Source organism: Richelia sinica FACHB-800 (assembly GCF_014698825.1).
In the GTDB taxonomy this organism is placed as follows: Bacteria; Cyanobacteriota; Cyanobacteriia; order Cyanobacteriales; family Nostocaceae; genus FACHB-800.
In genome coordinates this window covers 70,682-89,067 of the sequence record NZ_JACJTT010000010.1, presented here as the reverse complement: position 1 = coordinate 89,067, position 18,386 = coordinate 70,682, and the positions used below count along the sequence as shown (strand labels likewise).

15 protein-coding genes are annotated in these 18,386 nt (G+C 37.7%); 3 read left to right on the top strand and 12 right to left on the bottom strand.

Annotation, left to right across the window (positions count from 1 at the left end; translation table 11 throughout):
- Nucleotides 1–88: 88 nt before the first annotated feature.
- Entirely contained in the window at nucleotides 89–3,931 is a 3,843-nt protein-coding gene (gene cobN, locus H6G73_RS10205) for a cobaltochelatase subunit CobN (RefSeq protein WP_190603948.1), read from the top strand.
- Between the two features lie 18 nt (nucleotides 3,932–3,949).
- A complete protein-coding gene (locus H6G73_RS10200; RefSeq protein WP_190603945.1) occupies nucleotides 3,950–5,059 on the top strand; it encodes a peptidoglycan-binding domain-containing protein in 1,110 nt (369 codons plus the stop codon).
- Between the two features lie 110 nt (nucleotides 5,060–5,169).
- On the opposite strand, the gene H6G73_RS10195 is transcribed toward H6G73_RS10200, so the two are convergent.
- Nucleotides 5,170–5,625 (bottom strand): transcriptional repressor, encoded by a 456-nt coding sequence (locus H6G73_RS10195; RefSeq protein WP_190603942.1) that lies wholly within the window; start codon nucleotides 5,623–5,625, stop codon nucleotides 5,170–5,172.
- 260 nt (nucleotides 5,626–5,885) lie between these two features.
- A complete protein-coding gene (sigC, locus tag H6G73_RS10190) occupies nucleotides 5,886–7,139 on the bottom strand; it encodes an RNA polymerase sigma factor SigC (protein ID WP_190603940.1) in 1,254 nt (417 codons plus the stop codon).
- Nucleotides 7,140–7,838: 699 nt separating this feature from the next.
- On the opposite strand from sigC, the gene H6G73_RS10185 reads away from it, so the two are divergent.
- The gene (locus tag H6G73_RS10185; RefSeq protein WP_190603938.1) at nucleotides 7,839–8,732 is read left to right on the top strand and encodes an SMP-30/gluconolactonase/LRE family protein; all 894 of its coding nucleotides are present in this window, start codon (nucleotides 7,839–7,841) and stop codon (nucleotides 8,730–8,732) included.
- An 8-nt stretch (nucleotides 8,733–8,740) separates the two neighbouring features.
- Here the strand turns inward: H6G73_RS10185 and H6G73_RS10180 are convergent, their stop codons facing one another.
- From H6G73_RS10180 to H6G73_RS10135, 10 genes are all read right to left on the bottom strand, one after another.
- Entirely contained in the window at nucleotides 8,741–9,517 is a 777-nt protein-coding gene (locus H6G73_RS10180) for a class I SAM-dependent methyltransferase (RefSeq protein WP_190603936.1), read from the bottom strand.
- 32 nt (nucleotides 9,518–9,549) lie between these two features.
- Nucleotides 9,550–10,620 carry a glycosyltransferase family 2 protein gene (locus H6G73_RS10175; protein ID WP_190603934.1) on the bottom strand — a complete coding sequence of 357 codons (1,071 nt, stop codon included), beginning with the start codon at nucleotides 10,618–10,620 and terminating at the stop codon, nucleotides 9,550–9,552.
- A 5-nt stretch (nucleotides 10,621–10,625) separates the two neighbouring features.
- A complete protein-coding gene (locus H6G73_RS10170) occupies nucleotides 10,626–11,408 on the bottom strand; it encodes a glycosyltransferase family 2 protein (protein WP_190603932.1) in 783 nt (260 codons plus the stop codon).
- A 61-nt stretch (nucleotides 11,409–11,469) separates the two neighbouring features.
- Nucleotides 11,470–12,768 carry an O-antigen ligase family protein gene (locus H6G73_RS10165; protein WP_190603930.1) on the bottom strand — a complete coding sequence of 433 codons (1,299 nt, stop codon included), beginning with the start codon at nucleotides 12,766–12,768 and terminating at the stop codon, nucleotides 11,470–11,472.
- A 58-nt stretch (nucleotides 12,769–12,826) separates the two neighbouring features.
- Nucleotides 12,827–13,498, bottom strand: a complete 672-nt coding sequence (locus H6G73_RS10160) for a 6-hydroxymethylpterin diphosphokinase MptE-like protein (protein WP_199317689.1) — start codon at nucleotides 13,496–13,498, stop codon at nucleotides 12,827–12,829.
- A 130-nt stretch (nucleotides 13,499–13,628) separates the two neighbouring features.
- A complete protein-coding gene (locus tag H6G73_RS10155) occupies nucleotides 13,629–15,083 on the bottom strand; it encodes a hypothetical protein (protein WP_190603926.1) in 1,455 nt (484 codons plus the stop codon).
- A 26-nt stretch (nucleotides 15,084–15,109) separates the two neighbouring features.
- Entirely contained in the window at nucleotides 15,110–15,886 is a 777-nt protein-coding gene (locus tag H6G73_RS10150) for an FkbM family methyltransferase (RefSeq protein WP_190603924.1), read from the bottom strand.
- A gap of 127 nt (nucleotides 15,887–16,013) precedes the next feature.
- Nucleotides 16,014–16,751: an SDR family NAD(P)-dependent oxidoreductase gene (locus tag H6G73_RS10145; RefSeq protein ID WP_190603922.1), complete on the bottom strand. Its 738-nt coding sequence runs from the start codon at nucleotides 16,749–16,751 to the stop codon at nucleotides 16,014–16,016.
- Nucleotides 16,751–17,683: a phosphoglycerate dehydrogenase gene (locus H6G73_RS10140; RefSeq protein ID WP_190603920.1), complete on the bottom strand. Its 933-nt coding sequence runs from the start codon at nucleotides 17,681–17,683 to the stop codon at nucleotides 16,751–16,753. Before H6G73_RS10140 ends, H6G73_RS10145 begins: the two co-directional genes overlap by 1 nt.
- Complete coding sequence (locus tag H6G73_RS10135) at nucleotides 17,680–18,384, bottom strand: acylneuraminate cytidylyltransferase family protein (RefSeq protein ID WP_199317688.1); 705 nt, start codon at nucleotides 18,382–18,384, stop codon at nucleotides 17,680–17,682. Before H6G73_RS10135 ends, H6G73_RS10140 begins: the two co-directional genes overlap by 4 nt.
- Nucleotides 18,385–18,386: the final 2 nt, after the last annotated feature.

Below are 18,386 nucleotides of genomic sequence, written 5' to 3'. Positions count from 1 at the left end.
AAAGTCTGGGGAGAGGGGCTAAATGCTGGTGAAAAATGTCTATTTTGCTTGTGTACTAACCAATAGTTTAAGGTGATCACACAATTTTATGCATCGTATAAATACCTCATCGGTAGGATGGAATCAGTCAGAAGGTGTAATTTTTGTTGAGCAAACTCCGGCTCCTTTAGTATTAATTACATCTGCTGATACTGATATTCAAACTCTGGCAGCTGCGGTTTCCAAATTACCTCCTAACTTTCCCGCATTCAGAGTTGCTAACCTCCTACAACTACAGCAACAAATCACTATAGATGCTTATAGCGAACAAGTCTTAGAATCTGCCCAAGTAATTATTTTGCGTCTATTAGGGGGACGTGCTTACTGGTCTTACGGTTTAGAGGTTGTTCAAGAAATTGTGCAACGTAATAGTACAACCCTAATTGTAATGCCAGGAGACGATGCTCTTGATCCAGATTTAATGTCTCAATCAACAATTTCTATAAGTATTGTTAACCAAGTCTGGCGCTACTTTAGTGAAGGGGGTGTGGAAAATTTTGTCAATGCCCTCAAATTTGTTACTGATAATTGTTTGTCCACTAATTTTCACCCTAACCCACCCCGAAGCGTTCCCCGTGTAGGTTTCTATGAGTGGAAATTAAGACGGGAGATGGCAGAACTGGATGAAAATTACAAATTATCAATTTCTGACGTTTCCTCTACCTCAGCTAAAGTTGGTATCCTCTTTTATCGCGCTCATTATTTGGCAGGGAATATCAAGGTTATAGATGCTTTATGTACAGCTTTGGTACAGAAAAATTTACACCCTGTACCTGTGTTTGTTTCTTCCTTACGGGAAGCAAATGTCAGTGAAGAATTACAAGAGTTATTTCACCCGAAGGATCTAGAACCTATTTCAGTATTATTAAATACTACCAGTTTTTCCCTAGCTCGGTTAGACACGGAAACCCCAGAAACAGAACTGTGGGAAAAATTAAATGTACCTGTGTTGCAGGTGATTTTGTGCGCTAGTTCTGTGGAACAGTGGGAGTCACAGATGCAAGGGCTGACTCCCCGTGACATAGCGATGAATGTGGCTTTACCGGAAGTAGATGGCAGAATTATTAGCCGTGCAGTTTCATTTAAATCCTTACAAACTCGGAATTTGGATTTAGAGACAGATGTGGTAGTTTATGAACCAGTGAGCGATCGCATTGAATTTGTAGCCCAATTAGCTGCCAACTGGGCCAATCTCCGCCACAAACCACCCCAGGAACGGCGTATAGCTTTAATTTTGGCTAATTATCCCAATACCAACGGTCGTTTGGCTAATGGTGTGGGTTTAGATACTCCAGCTAGTTGTGTAGAAATTCTCCAGGCTTTAAAGTTGGCTGGGTATCAAGTAGATAATATTCCTGCCACTGGAGACGAGTTAATTCAACTGCTAACTGATGGTGTTACCAACGACCCAGAGGGAAGGGACTGGAAACCTGTACAGCAGAGTTTAAGCTGGGGAGAATATCAAGAGTATTTTGCGACCTTACCACCAGTTGTCCAGGAAGGAATAATTGCCCGTTGGGGTTTACCTGGTGATGGAGAAATAGATACAGGGTATTTTGCTTCAGCCATTCCCATTGCTGGTGTGCAATTGGGCAACGTCTTTGTCGGGGTACAACCATCGCGGGGTTATGATATTGACCCTAGCTTGAATTATCACGCGCCAGATTTGCCACCAACCCATCATTATTTAGCTTTTTATCATTGGCTGCGGCAAAAACATGACTCTTGTTTTGGTGCAGATGCGGTAGTTCATGTGGGAAAACATGGCAATTTGGAATGGCTACCAGGTAAAAGTGTGGCGTTATCGAGTAATTGTTATTCAGAAGTGGCTTTTGGCCCCATGCCCCACCTCTACCCATTTATTGTGAATGACCCTGGTGAAGGTTCCCAAGCCAAACGTCGGGCCCAAGCTGTAATTATTGACCACCTCACACCACCCATGACCCGCGCTGAACTCTATGGGGCTTTGCAGCAGGTGGAAAATTTAATAGATGAGTATTATGAAGCAGAAAGTTTAGATCCGTCACGCCTATCTACTTTAGGCGATCGCATTCGGGAATTGGTGATTAAAGAAAATCTTTATCGGGATTTGGGAATTAAGGAAGCACAGGATATTGCCAACTTTGAATCATCAATCTTAAATTCTCTAGATGGTTATCTGTGCGAATTAAAAGAAGCCCAAATCCGGGATGGCTTACATATTTTTGGTCAATGTCCCCAAGATCGACAACTGCGAGATTTAATCGTGGCCATCGCTCGCATTCCTAATCGTTATTCTATCGGCTTCACCCGTGCGATCGCTCAAGATTGGGGTTTAGACTTCGACCCTTTAACTACAAATTTCTCCACCCACTTCACCCTACCCCAAAGTCACACAGCACCTTTACACCTAGAAGCTAACCTTAAATCCTGCCGCACCATTGGCGATGTGGTGGCACTGCTGGAAACACAAGCCGCTACTTTCGTGGAGGAAATCATCACCAATACCCCTCCCACCCACCAATACCCAGAAATCAACCGCACTCTTCACTGGATTGCCAGCAAACTCCTTCCAGACCTCCAGCAAACGGAACTAGAAATCACCAACCTCTTACGGGGCTTAGATGGAAAATACGTCCCTAGTGCGGCTTCTGGTGCACCTACCAGGGGTCGCCCGGAAGTGCTACCCACAGGTAAAAACTTTTATGCTGTTGATATTCGTGCCATCCCCACAGAAACAGCTTGGGATGTAGGCAGAAAAGCCGCCGAAACCTTAATTGAAACTTACACCCAAGAACATGGTGAGTATCCAAAAACCTTAGGTTTATCCCTGTGGGGAACTGCGACCATGCGGACTGGTGGAGATGACATTGCCGAGGCATTAGCGTTAATTGGTGTCCAACCTGTCTGGGATGGTGCAGCTAGACGAGTCGTAGATTTTGAGATTTTGCCATTATCATACTTAGGCCGCCCCCGTGTTGATGTCACCTTAAGAATTTCTGGATTTTTTCGGGATGCCTTCCCCAATTTAATCGATTTATTTTCCCAAGCTGTGGCAGCGGTAGCCGCCCTAGATGAACCAGCCGAAGATAACCCCCTAGCCGCCACAGTCCGCCAAGACCAGATGTCTTGGATACAACAGGGTTTACCTGTAGAAACAGCCACAGAGCGATCGCTCTACCGTGTTTTTGGCTCCCAACCCGGTGCTTACGGTGCTGGACTCCAAGGCTTAATTGCCTCCCAAAACTGGCAAGATGACCAAGACTTAGCCCGTGCTTATCTGAATTGGAGTTGTTACGCCTATCCCGGTAATCAGGGAACAGACAAGGGCATTCCTGTCACCTCTCCCGAAGCATTTCAGCAACGCTTGCTACAAATGCAAATAGTGTTGCACAATCAAGACAATCGCGAACATGATTTACTCGATTCCGACGATTATTATCAATTTCAAGGTGGATTAACAGCAGCGGTGCGCTCTCTCCAAGGGAAAAACCCCCACACCTATTTTGGAGACAATTCCACACCTGCTCAACCCAAAGTCCGCCAACTCTCCGCAGAAATTGCACGGGTATATCGTTCCCGCGTCGTAAATCCTAAATGGATTGCCGGCGCGATGCGTCACGGCTATAAAGGTGCATTTGAAATGGCAGCTACCGTCGATTTTTTATTCGCCTACGATGCTACAGCTAACTGCGTAGAAGACCATATGTATCAGGGCATCATGGAGGCATATTTACAAGATTCTGTAGTCTGTGGATTCATTCAACAACATAATCCTTGGGCATTACGTGACATTGCTGAAAGATTACTAGAAGCACATCAACGCCATTTATGGCAGGATGTAAGTATAGAAACACTGGAAAATCTACGAAATTTAGTACATCAAGCAGAAGCTGCCATCGAAGAAAAGTAAGTGCTTTAGGAAACAAAAATGGAGAATCTCGCTTATTTACACTTGGCTTTCGCCTATGAAGACAGCGCATCTCATGAATTGGTGTGCCTTAGTTCTGTAGCACCAGACTGGAAGCGGCTTTCCAGCAAAGCCTGGAAATATATGCTTCCCCTGGCACTGACTTTATCTATCCTCAGTGCGGTGAGTAGTGTTTTAGCCTTGGAAAAAGGCGACCAAGGCCCCTCTGTCAGAAATCTGCAAATGAAATTAAAACAAGCAGGTTTTTATCAAGCGCCCATCACCCAAGTATATGATGCTTCCACAGAAACGGCCGTCAGACGTTTTCAACAGGCAGCAGGGTTACCAGTTAACGGTGTTGCCAAGTCCACTACACTGCAAAAACTAGAAACTTGGCCGAAAAAACCCCAATCTCGAACCATCAGCACCACTAAACCCCCCACTACCCAAGTCACTACTACAACCCGCACCAATACCTCTCCCACCAAACAAAGCTCAGATACCCAAATTCTCTCCAAAGGAGATGAAGGGGAAAAAGTTAGAGTTTTACAAGAACGTTTAAGAATTGCCGGCTTTTATTATGGCAACGCCACTGGTATTTTCGGACCCATTACCGAAGAAGCTGTGAAACGCTTCCAAACAGCTTATAAATTAACCCCAGACGGTGTAGTTGGCCCAGCTACCCTAGCCAAGTTACCCCCCTTGGGAGTGGGAGGTGCTCAAGAAACACCCAAAAAGACTTCTAATCGTGACCAGCTTCGCCTTGGTAATCGCGGTGAAGCCGTGAGAGTTCTCCAAGAGCAATTAATTAAAGCTGGTTATCTAGAAGGAGAACCCAATGGCTACTATGGCTCTTATACTGCTGATGCCGTTAGCCGCTTTCAAAAGGATCATGATTTAGATGTTAACGGTGTTGCTGGCCCCACAACTCGGTCGAAGTTACATAGATTAGTGAGAACATCACCTAAAAGCGATTTCAATACCTTGGAAATTCAGCGCAGACTACAAGAACGAGGTTTCTACAAAGGCCCACTCAATGGTGTGATGTCCAAGGATACAACCAAAGCCATTAAGCAAGCTCAAGAATTTTACGGTGTTAATCTCAAAGATATTAGAAGCGGAAGCTTTTAGCATCCGCCATCTAGCAGAAAAATTCCCATCCAGTTGATTAGCTCTCCAATAACGGCAAATGATCTGATGGTGTCATTGCATTAAATTAGCTTTATGGTTTCAATTTAGTGCTAAAGCGGCATCAATGCCCTTTGGCACTTTGGACACACCGCATGAATAGTTAACTGGCAGTCAAGTAAATGAAAACCTTCTTTTTGGGCAGTTTTTGCGCCAATTTTTAAAATTGAGTCATTTTTAAACTCAATTGTGCTGTTGCATTTTACACAAATCAAATGATGATGGTGATGAGGGTAAGGTTGGTTGATTTCATAATGTTTATGCCCTTCACCTAATTCCAACTCCCGCAAAATCCCCATTCTCGCCATCAGCTTTAAAGTCCGATAGATCGTTGACAGACTAATCCCTTCTCCATCACTGTCTAAGCGATGATAAAGATCCTCTGCACTTAAATGTTCGCCTTGCGGAAGCTCTTGAAAAATGTGTAGAATTGTTTCACGCTGGGGAGTTAAACGCCAGCCTCTTTCGTTTAGTTCTGCCTTTAAGGAAGTAGTTGTGTAGACAGTCATACTAAATTTTCTCAACAAAGCCCGTTAGTTGAGAATATAGCAAATGTCTCACCTGATTTGCAACAATCATAGCTTATTGAGAATATTTACTAAATGCTATGGGGATCAAGAAAAATGTCCCTGTCATCAAATACAGCTAATATCCCTACATTAGATGCTTGAAAATATGGGATGGTGTTATGTCAGTTCAGGTAAACAGATTGGTAACAATCAACCCTATCCCAATTCAAGATCCTTTTTTGCCTGCCTGAAGTTGATGACTAACTCAGGGACTCTAGGTAATCACGGATTAGATTACGACGTTTAGGTTGGCGCAGTTTTTGCAACGCTTTAGATTCAATTTGTCTGACACGTTCCCGTGATAGGTCAAGTGCCCGACCAATTTCTGCTAAAGAGTAAGAATGACCATCGGCTAAACCAAAGCGCATCAAGATGACATCCCGTTCGCGGCTAGTTAAATCAGCCAGCAAATGTTGTAAATCTTTATGTAAAGATTCTCTCATCAACATTTCTTCGGGTGTAATGCCATCAGTTTCTAGCAATTCCCCTAATTCGGTATCCTTATCTTTTCCGACTTTAGTCTCCAAAGAAACCGAACGAGGAACTCTGAGTAGAACTTCCCGCACTTGGGTAGGTGTCATTTCTAATTCCACAGCCAAGTCTTCTAAGGTAGGAGTCCGACCTTTTTCCTGGGCTATTTTCCGTTGTGCTTTCTTAATTTTGTTCAGTTTTTCGGTAATATGAACAGGGAGGCGAATAGTCCGGCTAGAGGTAGCGATCGCTCTAGTGATACCCTGGCGAATCCACCAATAAGCATAGGTACTAAAACGGTAACCTTTGGTTGGGTCAAACTTTTCAACCGCTCGCTCCAACCCTAACGTTCCTTCTTGCACCAAATCCAATAATTCCAAACCACGATTTTGATATTTCTTCGCAACAGATACCACTAGCCGCAAATTGGCTTTAATCATGTGGGCTTTTGCTTGCAGTCCCTGGGATTGAATTTTCTCCAGTTCTTCTACAGTCAATTTGGCAATTTCTGCCCAGCGTCGTTTACCTTCTCCCAAAATTGGTTTGAGATCAGATACATTCACACCAGCTGTTGCTGCCCATCTTTCTAAAGAAGGGCGATGTCCTAATTCTGAGGCTAAACGTTCTTGCACCTCAATTAAGCGCAAGTAGGGTGTAATCACTACATCCCCATCCTTAGCCGCATTAGCCAGCACTGTCCGCAACCGCAAGTAGCGTTGAACTTTTTGCGCTTCAGAAACTTCTTCATCCCTTCCTAACAACCGTACCCGACCAATTTCTTGCAGGTACAATCGCACTAAATCTGTGCTACGACGGTTAGTTGAGCTAGCAGTCAAAAGATTGGCATCAACAGCAGCTATCTCCAACTCCTGTAGATCATCTAGAGTCAAATCACTTTCATCAACCCCAAGATCCGCCTCTAATATCTGGTTGGAAGGTTCGGTATCGAAGACAGCATCAGTGTCAAAAGATGTTGCGGGCATAACGTCTTAATTGCTCCAGGTAACAATAGATTACGGTCAGCTAAAATTACGGTCAGCTAATCAACTATTGCTATTGTTCCCGTAATTCACGAAGAACTAACACAGTTGAGGGTTCCTGTACAATTCTTTAGATAAATTGCACTTTGTGTATTTAGATACATCTTAAAATGCATCTATTACTGTAGCTTTTTTGGGTGAACCTATAGCTATTAAAAGCTCCAGTTATACTTTCAGATTAAATAATACTTAGTAAAAACCACTTTAATGAAATATATTAAATGTTCTTTTTGTTACTAAGTATAATTCTATTCCGAGTAATTATCGTGATTATAAACTAGATAGCTATAATTACAAGACTTTCAGGGTAATTTCCTGACAATTTAACAATTTTTTCGAGGTATGCCCTGGTGTTCTTTCCACTCGCAAGGGATAAAATACTGAAAAATACAATTATTTTTGATGACGAATAAGATCAAAAAAAGTTGTATGAGACAATCTAGTACAGAGTTATTGCGGTATCTTAATTAAGAAATTAAAACATAAAATACATTAATACTGAAATTTGATCCAGGAGCGATGAAAAAGCTTCCATCACCCATCAGTTAAGCAATAGCAATGATAATCTTCTCCTAAATAAATTAAAAAAAGTTGAGTATTACAGTTAAATTTGATACTATATACCTTGTAATCTAGTTATTTATGATTTCCCATCAATATCAAATCACAAATGTTTTACCAGCACGCGCTCGTTTAGGAGAGGGACCGATTTGGAGTGCAACAGAAAAGGTGCTGTATTGGGTTGATATATATAACCATCGAGTCAATAAATTTAATTCTGTAACTGGACAGAATTTATATTTTGATGTTGGAGATGTGGTAGGTTCTATAGCAATAGCAGGTGAAAACCGACTAATTATGGCCCAACGCAATGGGCTAACTTATCTCAATACAGAAACAGGTGAAGTAGAGCCAATTATATCTGTAGAAGCAGACTTACCAGAGAACCGCTTCAATGATGGAAAATGTGACTCGCAAGGACGTTTCTGGTTTGGTTCCATGTGTCCTGGTAAACCCCAAGGTAGTCTTTATCGCTATGATCCTGATGGTTCATTACATAGAATGGAAACAGGATTAACCATTGCCAATGGCTTAGGTTGGAGTCCAGATGATAAAACTTTTTACCTGACAGACTCTGCTCAAAAACAGATATACGCCTACAAATTTGAGCCTAGCACAGGCAATATTAGCGATCGCCAGGTATTTGTAGATTTAACAACTGAATCGTTTTATCCCGATGGATTAGCAATAGACCAACAAGGGAATATTTGGTCAGCTATGTGGGATGGATGGTGTGTGATCTGTTTCAACCCCAAAGGTGAGGAAATATGGCGGATAAATTTACCAGTGCAACGTCCAACTAGCTGCACTTTTGGTGGTGAAAACTTAGATATACTTTATATCACTAGCGCATCTGTAGGATTAAGTGAAGAAGAAATTCAGAAAAGCTTCTACTCCGGCGATATATTTTCTGTGTCAACAGCAATGACTGGATTATCTACCTATACATTTTCTCCTATGAAATTAGTAGTATAAATATATCACTACTTAATCGGTTCTGATACTACTATTAGTACCTGCCATGCCTGATTACGTAAAAATGGTAACTTAAATAAAATCTGGTCTAGAAATTCTAAGACACTTAAGACTATTCTAAATATTGGAAATCCAACCGTCAGACTAGCAATCAGAGATGTTAAGTAAAAATATTTAATTTCTACCTTTTTAAAGTAAGTCTTGAAAAATTTTAAATCATCTTTTAACAGTGGATGCTCATCTTCCGAGCGAATGGATGGTGTTAAACTACGAAAAAGGTTAATCAATATGTTATGACCTAATGGCTCAATAAAAATTGCTTTACCTTCTGGTTGAAGAACATCTACAATTGTTAAAATAGCTTTTTTTAATTCTAAATGATGTAAAATTCCAGAACCACAAATCAAATCTATAGAAGAATGAGCAAACTTTAATTCTTCCGCATTCATAACCTCAAAAGCAATATTATCTCCTAACCCTTCATCTATAGCTTTTGTAGTAGCAATTTCAATAGCTACTGGAGATATGTCAATTCCTGTAACTTTTGTTGCGCCGTTTTTAGCTAATGCAAAGGCATAACTGCCAGTTCCGCATCCATACTCAATAATGTATGAACCTTGACAGCTATCCATTAAAAGTTTTTCATATTCTGTTTTAATAGATTGAGTTATTTTATAAAATCTTCCTACTTTGTTTTTTCTCTGAGAATCATCAGCAAAGCGTTGATCATGAAATCTTTTTTCACGTTCAACTCTTGATTTATCTTTACCATAAGATTCTGACATAATTATTTACTCCATTAATAATGGAACTAGACTTACCAACCTGTTACACCCAATAGCCTATGCCTAATTAGCTGATAAGCATAACCACAAGCATGACTTAGTGACATAGTTAATAAAACAACTTCACAACCAAACCAGCGATTTAGAAAAGAAGGTATCTTATTTTTATCTCCACGCCAAATTTCCATATCAAATTTATCATTAATTTTTAAATTTGTTCGTAAGCTTTCTAAAAAAGTTAACAAAATTCCTATCACAATTAATATTTCTATATGCAGATTGACTTGGGGTAATAACAAATCAATTAAAAGCAAACTTACTGTCGTCGCTATTGTTATAAAGGGCAAATTGCCTCTAACTTGAGATTTGAAATAGTGTTTAGTAGTTGTCATATATCGGCCACGTCCATATTTAAAATATTGAATCCATAAGGATTTCCAATTTTCTCTTGGATAATACCAAACACGAATTTTTGAACTTATATAAATAGCTTTTTCATTTTTTCTGAGTAACTTTTGATTCAACTCAGCATCTTGATTTGTAATTTGTGTGGTATCAAATCCCCCAACATCAAGCAATGCTTGTTTCCAAAAACATCCTATATAAACAGTATCAGCATAACCATCATATTCAGGATTTCGATATTTTGCCCCTCCACTTCCCAAGATACTTTTAGTAGCTATAGCTACCGCAGACTGAAAATTGGTTTTGGCAACAAAGCGTTGCGCTCCACCTACATTCAAAGCTTGAGAAAATAATAAAATTTCGACGCATTTTTCAATATAGTCGTCCGCATATTCCGAATGAGCATCTGCTCTCAGGAAAATTTCTCCACTACATTGATTTAAAATTAAATTTAATCCTGCCGATTGAATTTTTAAAGGATTATGTATTAATTTAACTCTATTATCTTCTAACTCTAATCTTTTAACTATATCCTGTGTTCCATCTGTGCTACCACCATCAGCAACGAACAATTCTATTAAATTAGGATAATTGGTAGATAAAAAACCTTTAATTAAACTTTCTATATTAGTAGCTTCATTGTAAGTCGGAATTGCTACTGTTAGGGTTGGATATTTTTCTGTATATGATAGAGTCATAATGATCAAAATAAAAGTTTTATAGGTATCATAATAAATCTCTTAATTGCCTTGGCAAAAGAGATGCTATCAATCAGGAAATTTTTAGTAATGCTTAAGGGAAAATAGAGATTACGTATTTTCCTTGCTGTCCGAAAACTCCTAAAGACACGTATAGATGATACACCTGATGTATCATAATAGGAAATAGGGAAATAAAGAAGAAATGGTGAACGGGTTAAAGATGCTCGGATATTGAAGTCATAATCCATACCTAGTTTCAAATTTTCATTATATAGTCCTATTTGGTTTAAAATATGGCGAGAATAAAATGTAGATTGATGACACATAGGATTGCCATACAGTAAATATTCATTTGACCAGGTTTTGTATTGTTTAATATATCTTTTGAGTAGCTTCTTTTTGCTAACTGATATTGTTTCTCCAAAAGACCACAACCATTTTTCTTTAATATAAGAATCTACTACTTTTGACAATACATTTTCATCTATAAATGAGTCACCAGCATTTAAAAAAATCACTATTTCTCCTTGGGATTGTCTTAATCCATTATTAAAGGCATTGGCAATTCCGTGACCATCTTGCTCGTATACATTAACATTCTTATTGTGTTTAAAACTATCTATTAATATTTTTGTATTATCTGTTGATTTACCATCAATAATAATGTGGTTTATGTATTCATAAGTTTGGCTACTAACACTGGATAATGTTTGGAGAATTACATCACTACAATTTTTCACAATTGTAATAACATCAACTTGGACTTGGGGATATAGATTTTCCATATTTTTAATATTAATATTCAACTTGCAATTTGTAGATCATGGTTTTTAATAAAAAATGCGCTTAAATATCGCGTGTATTTAAACTGGCAACTACCAGCCATATAAAAATCGGAAATGTTTCAGCCGAATAAATAGTATTAGTAACTTCAAAAGCACCAGCAAAAGAAAAATATGTTAATAATACAATGGCATTATTAGAGCCTGATTGAAAATTATTTGCAGATTTAATTAATTTTTTAATTGTGAGTATGTAAGTAGTAATAAACGAAAAAAGACCTATGTAACCTATATCTATAATATACTGCAACTGTGCATTGTGCAAAGAAGCTAACTCTGGATTGATTGCATAACGTTTCTCAAAAATATCAGAATAATTAGCAGATACAGAAGAAGCTGCTTGACCATAAATACCAAAGCCTAGTAAATGGTTGAGGGAAAAATGTGATAATTCCTGAATAGCACTATTCCAAATTACTTCTCTACCTGTCAAAACTTGGGATGATGGATTACGGGACAAAACCTCTACAAATGGGATGTCTACAGTTGCAATAAATAAAGAGAACAAAATTAAAAATAAAGGAGTTAACACTATCAGGTAAGGAACCAAACCTCTAGTTTTGCTAATTGCAATTTTCATAAACAATAATGATAAAAAAGACATAAATAATGGTCCTCTGGAATCACACATCAATGATGCGTATAGACCAAACAAGGTTATAAATAATGCAATTATTTTTTTAAAAATATACTTTTTCTCCTCCAAAAACATAGCAATTCCCAATAATAATGATGCTCCCGCAGCAACACCAAAAGAATTGATACCACTAGCTAATGGAAACAGTACCCTGTGAGATTGAAGACCTAATATTGTTAAAAAATAACTACTTTGTGTAGTTGCAGTACCATATAGACCAGCAATTTTTTCTGGGGAAGGATTGATCCCTGCTACGCTTAATAATACATTAGCAACCACATAAACGGGTATGGAGTAACAAATAGCCATGACCAATTTGTGGCTTGAATACTTATTTTGGTTATACAAGAATGCGGCAAAACCAAAACTAATAATAGTTATCAGTTCAAATAATTCATATATACTAGAGCTAATGCCTGCATAGCTTCTTAAAATTGCAAAAACCAAAAAAAGTATAAATACAACAAATGCCCAAAATCTTTGTTTATGAAGCTTTACTTTTTGCTTAAAATTAGCAGGAGTTAATAAGTGTGAAGAAAAAGTAATACTAATAAATGACCAAAATGGAATTAATACTACAACTTTTGCTATTCCACTGTAGTTAGATGGCAAGAGATTGGGAATTTGTAATAAAAGAATACTGCATATAACAATAGCAAAACTCATTCCTTATTTTTTCCTTGTTAATGCACAAATTAAGAATTATTTTTCTGATAATTTGAATTTAACTATTAATAAATTCCTGTAAGGAAATCCTGGGTAGAATATTCAGATTTCCTCCCTCTGTGGCATTAAAAATCATTCTACCATGAGCTTCAAATACATCCCTTGCTAAAGCATAAAACACTTCACTACGTAATAAATCAGGAAGTTGCCACTTCATGCCTCCTGCAAAATAATTGGGGTCAAAATGGCTGTCATCTTTATTCCCTGCAACAACAGTCATATTTGCTGGTCCCTTGACTGCAAAATTATGATCACAGCCTATCAATGCTACTTTTGTAAAACCCATATGAAAAGCTAATTGCATAGCCACAAAAGTAACTGTGTATCCTTGAAAAATACTCATAGAACAGTCCATCGCAAACTTCGGTTGTGGAGAAGAATGCAAGAAACTAATATTAGAACGTGGTTTAACACATTTGATGGCATTACTATCTAAAAACAAAGGAATGTCAGTCTGATTATAAAAATCTGCATTCTGTTCTATAACAAACCGATTAACTGCAACAATACAAGATGTTCTGAAACTGGATTTTGCAAAAAGTAAATTAATTTTGTTTAAACCAAAAGTAAATACATTATCTAGTAATGAAAGATCACTTTTCAACAGACTTGGTCCATTGCAAAGAATTACTGCTTTATGGTCAGCGTATTTATTTTGCCAATTTTTCAATTTTGAGCGTGATTTCCAGGATTCAGGATATAAATCCCACTTTAATCGATTCCAAATTGAAAATGCAGCGTAAAGATAGGGGTTAATTGTTGGTTTTTGATTTAAGAGTGGATTAATCTCGTTCATTTACTCACATCCAATTGATATTGGTAGACATTATTAAAGTTACAGCAAAATAAGTTAACATAGTTATAAAAGGAATTAAAGTTACTGATTGTTCAAAAGACCAAAAGGTCACACCTAAAGATTGGTAAGAGTGTTTGGCAGAATACCAGCAATAAAACCCTAAGTCACCACACAAAGCTCCCAAAGGAAAACTATATATACCAATTAGTTTAAACGTCATTAAACTAATAGTAAGGTAAATTAAACCAGATACCCCATCAGCAATGTGCCATATAATATGATTAGTGGTACTATATAACTGTATGTGCATAGCGCCATAGCGATGAGTAAAATTACTCAATCCCATTAAACTCCATAGCAAGGGATTGATAAATGCAGTATTACTACCAATTAAGTTCAGTAAAGGTGTTGCTAAAATTCCTAATCCAATAAACCCGATAATATAAGTCCAGTACGATAAGATCATACCTCTTTTAGCTACACTAACTTGCTTTTCTAAATTGCCTTCAGAACGCAAGCGTGCCATCATGGGAATTTTGCTGTAGAAAGGGGCTTGAGAAAATTGAGTAATAACTTGGATAAGTTTTAGGGCTAATAAGTATGATGCAACTTCTGATGCAGAGGAAACTTGAGCATAAAAGATACCACTGAGTTGCACTAGACCGTAACCCATAAATACGCCTACACCGCTACGCCAAGCACTTGACCATACTCCTCTAAAAACTGTTTGATCAAATTCATGACTACTGAATTTCTGGAAACGTCCCTCTTCTACAATTTGGCATAACCATCGGTTGCGGAGAAAGTTTATGATTAGCCATATTTGATTAGCGATCACAAGTGCTAGTAAACGACCACCAAGCAATAAAACTAAAACGCTGGTGATAATGGAACCTAGAGAGGTTAAAGCCTCCCATCGCCGAAGTAGGGCAATTTGATTTACGCCCTGAAGATAAGAACTGTAAGAGTTACCTAATAGAGAAACTGTAGAAACTACTAAAATAACCACCCAAGCTATCCAAGCAGAGGTTAAGTCATTAGTGACAGAAATTGGTTTAACTAATGCCCAAGTTCCAAAGGTGGCTAGTAAAAAAATTAAAATACCTGTTAAGCGCAAGTATACTGCTCGCATTGTTGAGCAAATTAATTCTATTGTCTTCCAGTTGGGTTGCTTGGGATCAATTATTGGTTTAATATTCCGAAAGTCTTTTATATCGCTTTTACTTGCACCTCCCATACCATAAGCAATTACACGGGAAAATGTAGGACTAAAGCCAACATCTGCTAAAAGCTGTAACCCAATAATGGTGCCAAAAAGATACCACAATGCTATTTCTTCAGTGCTTAACCGTGTTAAAATAAGGGGTATAACCAAGACTAAACTGAGCGATTTTGCCGTAAAACTTGCCCAGGTCATTAAAGTTGGAGAATGCCAAATTCTATACAGAAGTTTTTGCAAATTTTTTGATTCCCTTAGCAATATAGTTACTTTAGGTTCATTTTCAATTTAGCAGTTACCTTTTGGAGCAGGCTTCTATGTTTAATAATTCCTCCTCTTTGAGGTTTATAAACTTCTTTAATTAAATCAATGATGTTTTGTTCTTCCTGATTTTTTGCCTCTTTTTTCAAGAATAAATAGTCTGCTTGAGACTCAAAAGAGTTTTTATAACCAGTCCAACCAGCTACAAAAAAACCTAAACTACGTAAATAATCTTTTACTTCTTGTTCAAGGATTATATTTTCATATAAAGGATAACGATATAATTCTAACTCTAGTCCAAGACAATCAGTTTTTAAAAAATTTTCTGCACCTTCGAGTACGTAATATTCTCCACTTTGGGTGTCACTTTTCAAGAAATGAAATTTAATATCTTCTCCAATTGCTGCATGAATTTCACTCAAAACAGTATCCAATTTCTTAACCTGACATTTAAATTCATTGGTAATTTTTGAGCGTTCAAACCATGATTGATTTAACTTTTTGTTGCCATTATTTTTAATAGCATCAAAATTATTATTAACCCAAGTGAAGTTTTGTTTGAGTAATGAAGAACCAGTGCCATTATGTCCTGAGACATAAAAATTTGCTTCACCGTCAAAATTCCAAATAGCGCTATTATAGCGTAAATTTTTACTATTTAATATAGGCTGGTCATTAGGCTCGAAACTTAAACTGTATTCTATCTTATCTGTATTAAAACTCCAGGGAATATCAAATCCACCCACTGAACCAATATCTATTAAATTTATTTTTGTCATCATTGATAATTCTCAGTAGTTAATGTTATCACTGCCTTGTCTAAACCTATATATATTAATATAAAATTTTGCTATGTCCGCATAATTAATATATTTACCAAGAGGATGTTTTAATTTGATTCATATGTAATTAGACTGGATCATGAAGTCGTACCCCAATACCTCCATCGACATTTATAGATGCTCCAGTAATAAAGCTTGCTTGGGAAGACACCAAAAATAATGCGACCTGAGCCACTTCTTCTGGTTGAGCAATTCTTTCTAGAGGATGCATTTTTGATAGTTGTTGAAAAGCCTCATCTTTACCCTCAAACCCAGCCAATAGCATCGGTGTTGCTGTTGCACCAGGACAAATGGCATTGATTCTAACTTTGTTTCCTAAATCAACTGCCATAGCCTTTGTCAAACCGACTAACGCTGTTTTGCTAGTAGCATAACAAATAAAGCCAGGCTTGGTACTAATAGCGTGAACACTAGCAATATTAACTACAGATCCTCCAGACAATTTTAGTTCTGGTAGTAATCCTTGAATGAGCAGAAAAGGTGCTATTAAATTCGTATCTAAAGTTTGTCGCCAATGGTTGATTTGAACTTCTTCAGTGGAGCCAAGAATTTGAATAGCAGCATTGTTAATCAAGGCAAAAAGACCATTATTACCTAAGGCACTGCGTATTTTATCCAGAAAATCTGTTTGATATTTAAGGTTAGTACAAAGAGCTTGTATATCAGCTTGAATAAAAACATCACAGATACAACTACCTGCAACTAGGTCAGAAGCGATTACAAAATAGCCAGTTTCTTTAAAACTACGACATAGAGCTTTCCCGATACCACCATTTGCTCCTGTAATCAATACGTTTTTGGGCATTAATTGACTCCCAGAAATTCAAACAAAAGAGCGATCGCTCGTTCACTGGCACGATGAACAGCATCTACTGTGTTAGAGGCGTTATGAGAACCAAATATACACCGTTCAAATTTTCGTAACGGCGAATTTGCAGATAGTGGCTCTTCTTCAAAAACATCTAATGCTACTGAATGTACATACCCAGAGGCCAATGCTTCAGCTAGAGCTACCTCATCAATCAATGGACCCCTTGCCACATTCACAATACGTACGCCTAGTTTAGCTTGAGCTAAAGTCTCTGAATTTATTAAATGTCTATTGTTTTGCGTTAAAGCACAAGTCAAGATAATAAAATCAGCCTCACTTAGCTTTTTAGGCCAAACAGCAGATTCAACAGATTCTAGTCCTAAGGCTGGTTGAAAATATGGATCATAGGCAGTAATTTGCATATCAAAGGCTAAAAGGCGTTTGGCCGTATTTTTACCAATATCACCAAATCCTACCAGAGCGACTTTTTTATTAGCCAGTGAAATTCCTGAAGGTTTAGGCCATTGTCCTGCTCTTACACCTCGGTCAATTACAAAGGTTTGCCGTGCTAATGCAATTACATACCCTACAGCAATATCCGCTACTTCACCACCAAACATTCTAGGTGTATTAGTAATTGGGATCTGTAATTCTTGGGCTGCCTTAAAATCAACATTATCTACACCCACTCCCCATTTAACAGCTGCTTTGAGATTTCCAGCTTTACCAGCAGCAAACACTTCTCTATTAGCTGGATCATCACCTATAATCCAACCATCATATTGAGGAACTAACTTCTTTAATTCTTCTACAGATAAAGTTTGTATAACTGAAGGACAATTAACTTCTATTCCTTTAGCTGCAAATAGAGGTTCAAATCGCTCAATTGCTCCAATCATTGGTGGACAAGTAACCAGAACTTTCATAGGTTTCCCCCTGAAGCCGCAGATACTTTGAGGTGTTTAGCAACTGCTTCTGCTAAATTCCAGCTATCCTGGTCATCAATATCAATAGACTCTAAACGAGGTGTTTCAAACATCAATGGTTTTTTACCTATTCTTGCCTGTGTTGATTGAAAGCTTTCCTTGGTGAAAATATACAAATTAGAATTTTCTTCATACCAAGGTTCAAGATCCTGTGTTCTAATTAATTTCTCAGGATTATGGTTAATGGGAACACCATCTTTCGTATAAAATCTAGTTTGAAAGCGATTAACTGTAAATAAAGAATCTGCCGCCCTACTTTCTTGGGCAGTTAAGAAGGCTTTAAGGCTATTTTGAATAGTTGTGGCACTGAGCAAGGGATTAGTTGTATGAGTCATTAAATAAATATCAGCAGGAACGTTAGCAACATCATCAGCTAATATCAAATTCATACTCACAAAATCACCACATATTTCAGGCTTACGGTCTCTAATTCTCACCCTGTCTGATTCTAACAATTGATTTGCAGATAAAATTTCTCGAGCATCCGTATTAATCACAACTTCTGAAATTTCATTTATAGAAAGTAAAGTATCTAAAATCCAACGGAACAGAGGTTTATCATGCATTAATCTAAAATTTTTGCCTTTGACCCTCTCACTATTAGCTTTCATTGGTAATAAAGCAACAATTTTTTGAGACATTG